The following is a 3,859-nucleotide window of genomic DNA, read 5'->3' as shown; positions in this document are numbered from 1 at the left end:
TAGACATTTCTGTGTTCCAAGGTGAACGTAAAATGGCACAGCAAAACAAATTGTTAGGTAACTTCCAATTGGGCGACATTCCACCTGCTCCACGTGGTGTGCCACAAATTGAAGTATCGTTCGACATTAACGCTGACGGTATCTTAAAAGTATCGGCTAAAGATAAGAGCACTGGTAAAGAGCAATCAATCCAGATTAAAGCAAACTCAGGTTTGTCTGATGCTGAAATCGAAGCAATGATCAAAGATGCTGAAGCGAATGCTGAAGAAGACCGTAAGTTCGAAGAACTTGCGAAAGCACGTAACGAAGCGGATGCATTGGTATCTTCTGCTCAAAAAGCAGTGAAAGATCTAGGCGAGCAAGTAACTGCTGACGAAAAAACTGCTGTTGAAACTGCAGTCGCTGAGCTTGAAACTTCAACTAAAGAAAATGATGTAGAAGACATCAAAGCGAAAACTGAAGCACTTCAAAACATCATCATGCCGATCACGCAACGCGCTTATGAAGCTGCGCAAGGTCAAGGCGGTGCTGAAGGGTTCGACCCGAATGCATTCGGTGGTGACGCTGGTCAACAACAAAAAGCGGACGATGGCGTTGTAGATGCTGAGTTCACTGAAGTAAAAGATGACAAAAAATAATTTGTCTCTGTAATAAAAAACCGCGCTAAAGCGCGGTTTTTTATTACCTAAATATTGTTGTTTCACATTCCACTTTTACATTAGGATGATAAAAAAATTTAGATCTCAGCCTTCAATGAAAACTGTAGAGTTGTGCCTCATCGCCCTCATTGCTACCTTCGGTTCTGCATGTACCACAATAAGCCCCTCCGTAGAAACAGCTAAAAACCAACATCAGCAAAGCGCGCAGCAGCAGATCCAACAAGCCTTCAATCAACTCCAAACCACTGGGGTGATTGTCATTAAGGATAAACATGGCTTACACAGCTACGGCAATGACTTGAGCCGCGCCCAGACACCCTATGTACCTGCCTCTACCTTTAAAATGCTGAATGCCTTAATCGGACTAGAGCATGGTAAAGCAACCAGCACCGAGGTGTTTAAATGGGATGGTCAAAAGCGTAGTTTCCCTGCCTGGGAAAAAGACATGACTTTAGGGCAAGCCATGCAAGCATCTGCCGTTCCCGTTTATCAGGAGCTTGCACGGCGCATTGGCCTAGACCTAATGCAAAAAGAAGTACAGCGCATTGGATATGGCAATCAACAGATTGGCACCGTTGTCGATAATTTTTGGTTAGTCGGTCCACTGCAAATTACGCCTGTTCAAGAAGTCCTTTTTGTGGAGAAACTGGCCAATACACAACTCGCTTTTAAACCCGATGTACAACATGCAGTACAAGACATGTTGCTGATTGAACAAAAACCGAATTATAAACTCTACGCCAAATCTGGTTGGGGCATGGACCTAGAACCGCAAGTGGGCTGGTGGACAGGCTGGGTCGAAACAGCAACAGGTGAAAAAGTGTATTTTGCTTTGAATATGCAGATGAAAACAGGAATTTCAGCCAGCGTGCGTGAGCAACTGGTCAAACAAAGTCTAACAGCACTGGGGATAATTTAAGCCCCCAGAGAAGACGCATTTTTTATGTTGCAAAGGTATTTTTTACGCTAAAGTAGCTAAAAATAAAGATATATGAAGAAATATGCGTCAAAGTCTCTTGTTTGCTTTACTGGGCTTTTTAGGGTTCATTCTGTATCAAAATATACAACAGCCCCAGCTGCGTCTCAATCCACTGCTGGATCGGCTCACCCATCCTTTCGATCAGCGTATTCGCTATCGTATTGCGGAAGTCGATCCGCGTTTTGGTCTTAGTGAACATGAGTTAAAGTACATTAGCCAGCAAGCCACGGATATTTGGAAGCAGGGTTTGGGCCAAGACTACTTTGTCTATGACCCCAATGCTCGGCTCAGTATTCGACTCATTTATGACCAGCGTCAAGATGAGTCGGTACAGCGCCGTGATCAACTGTCTAAACTGACACAAAATGAACAAGGGCTGAGTCAGAAGAATACTGAACTCAAAGCCATGCAACAAAATCTGGCACGTCACTCAGGGGCCTTAGATGTGCAAAAACAGAGTCTACAAGACCTTAGCCAAAACTATAATGCCATGATCCGTCAGTATAACCAGCACGGCGGAGTTCCTGCTTCGCAGCAAGCTACCGTGCAACAAAGTTTGGCGCAGCTGCGTCAACAGCAACACGTTTTAGACCAACAAATTGCCAGCTTTAACCTGCAAGTGAATGCCTACAACCAAAAAGTAGATGAGCTGAACCGTTTAGATCAAGGTCATAATCTCGCGATTGACCAATTCAACCAGCGCTTTCAACCCCGTCTATTTGATAAAGGACTGTTCAATGGGCGTGAAATTCATATTTATGAGTTTGAGTCCAAAGAAGACTTACGTCTGACTTTAGCGCATGAATTTGGCCATGCCCTCGGAATGAAACATCATAATGATCCGAAAGCCCTGATGTACCCAATGCTAGAAGAGCAAGATATGCAGCATTTCCGTTTACAAAGTGCCGATATTGCATTGTTTAATGCCCGTTGAAATGATGAATTACTAAAAAAATCCCCTAATTTTAATATGTGTATGAAATACAATCACAGCACATCTTGACTCGGGTTCGTGTTATTGTAAATAATTGAATATCCACTAGAAGCTTTGGAGACGAATGTGAGTTACTACCATATCTTAATCGAAGTAAATGACCACATCAGTACGATTGAAGAAACTCGTGATATCGAAATCTTTGATATTGTTGAGATTCAACCTTATCTCCATTCTATTCTATTGCCCTATTTTAACGAGCAGCTGTTAGAACTTGAAGATGAAAATTTAGAGTTTAAGGATGTTTTACATCTGGAAGTGAAACAGACGCTTTTACCGATCAATGACTTGATCGAAGAAGAACAGAAACTGTTACCGAGTGACACCGATGTCACCATTACTGCCTATGAAGTTTTTAATAACCGTGACTTAAGCCAAGATGTCACCACGATTATTTTTGACTTACTCGATGCAATTAAACTCGATTGAAAGTGAATGATTGCACATAAAAAAGCCCTCATCATGAGTAATGCCAGTCAGTTAAGAAATTGACTGGCATTTTCTTGGATATTTTTGTGCTTTAATTTTCACTACTCGCGGACATTGCCTTTGCCTTTTTTCAGGTAATACAAATATTTTAGATTGTTCAAATAATTGCGCTAAATGTTTGGGTAGGTTTCCTGCTGATTCTAAAGGTGTGTGCCTTAAGATATTGATAATACTCATAGATGCAACATGGAAACTGATCCTTAAAGGACTCACCTTTGCATGTTCAGCGATAAACCTCATCTGTCTTCTTAAGATATTATATGCAATAAATACCCCCCACAATTCTTGATAGACCAAATCAGGTTGTTTGCTTCTTAAAATCCTTGCATCCTGTAAATCACTTTTAATTTCCCGATAACACATTTCTATTTCCCAACGCTGGATATAAAGCATTGCAAGGTCTTTGAATGGATAAACTTTAGAATCTGTTAATGATGTAATGTAACATCTTATTTTTCCTGCATATTCAACTTCAATTAAACGTGCTTCCCAATAGTCACCCAATGACGGATTTATCTTTTTTGCTCTTGCTGAAACAGGCATTTTGATCTGAAAGTCATGGGCCGCATTATGATGAATCACTTCATAACGCAGGTTGTCCTTTGCTCGCATCAACCAATGACTCTCTTCTGCCTGAGATTGCCAGCTCACTAAAAAATCAGCAGAGAAGTAAGCACGATCAAATAGGGTAATACTGCGAACTGGTGCTTTTAATTGACTGGCTAAGGTTAATTCACC

5 protein-coding genes are annotated in these 3,859 nt (G+C 41.4%); 4 read left to right on the top strand and 1 reads right to left on the bottom strand.

Features of this window, described 5'->3' with window-relative positions; genetic code table 11:
* From HYG88_RS15030 to HYG88_RS15015, 4 genes are all read left to right on the top strand, one after another.
* Positions 1-638: Hsp70 family protein (locus HYG88_RS15030; RefSeq protein WP_178883366.1), on the top strand; the 638-nt coding region annotated here is incomplete at its 5' end.
* Positions 639-753: 115 nt separating this feature from the next.
* A complete protein-coding gene (gene blaOXA, locus HYG88_RS15025) occupies positions 754-1,578 on the top strand; it encodes an OXA-211 family carbapenem-hydrolyzing class D beta-lactamase (RefSeq protein WP_148825233.1) in 825 nt (274 codons plus the stop codon).
* A gap of 82 nt (positions 1,579-1,660) precedes the next feature.
* On the top strand, positions 1,661-2,572 hold the full coding sequence (locus HYG88_RS15020; protein ID WP_148825231.1) for a matrixin family metalloprotease: 912 nt from the start codon (positions 1,661-1,663) through the stop codon (positions 2,570-2,572).
* A gap of 114 nt (positions 2,573-2,686) precedes the next feature.
* Positions 2,687-3,061, top strand: coding sequence for a hypothetical protein (locus tag HYG88_RS15015; RefSeq protein WP_005401765.1), 375 nt, complete (start codon positions 2,687-2,689; stop codon positions 3,059-3,061).
* Between the two features lie 51 nt (positions 3,062-3,112).
* Here HYG88_RS15015 and HYG88_RS15010 read toward each other — a convergent pair.
* A partial coding sequence (locus HYG88_RS15010; protein WP_178883365.1) for an IS4 family transposase occupies positions 3,113-3,859 on the bottom strand: 747 nt, incomplete at its 5' end.

This window comes from Acinetobacter sp. SwsAc4 (assembly GCF_013391535.1).
In the GTDB taxonomy this organism is placed as follows: Bacteria; Pseudomonadota; Gammaproteobacteria; order Pseudomonadales; family Moraxellaceae; genus Acinetobacter.
The sequence above is the reverse complement of the archived record's forward strand: the minus strand, read 5'-3'. Positions and strand labels throughout refer to the sequence as shown.

Excerpts from the sequence above, each read along its gene's own strand:
- blaOXA (WP_148825233.1), top strand. The coding sequence starts at position 754 with ATGAAAACTGTAGAGTTGTGCCTCATCGCCCTCATTGCTACCTTCGGT.
- HYG88_RS15020 (WP_148825231.1), top strand. The coding sequence starts at position 1,661 with ATGCGTCAAAGTCTCTTGTTTGCTTTACTGGGCTTTTTAGGGTTCATT.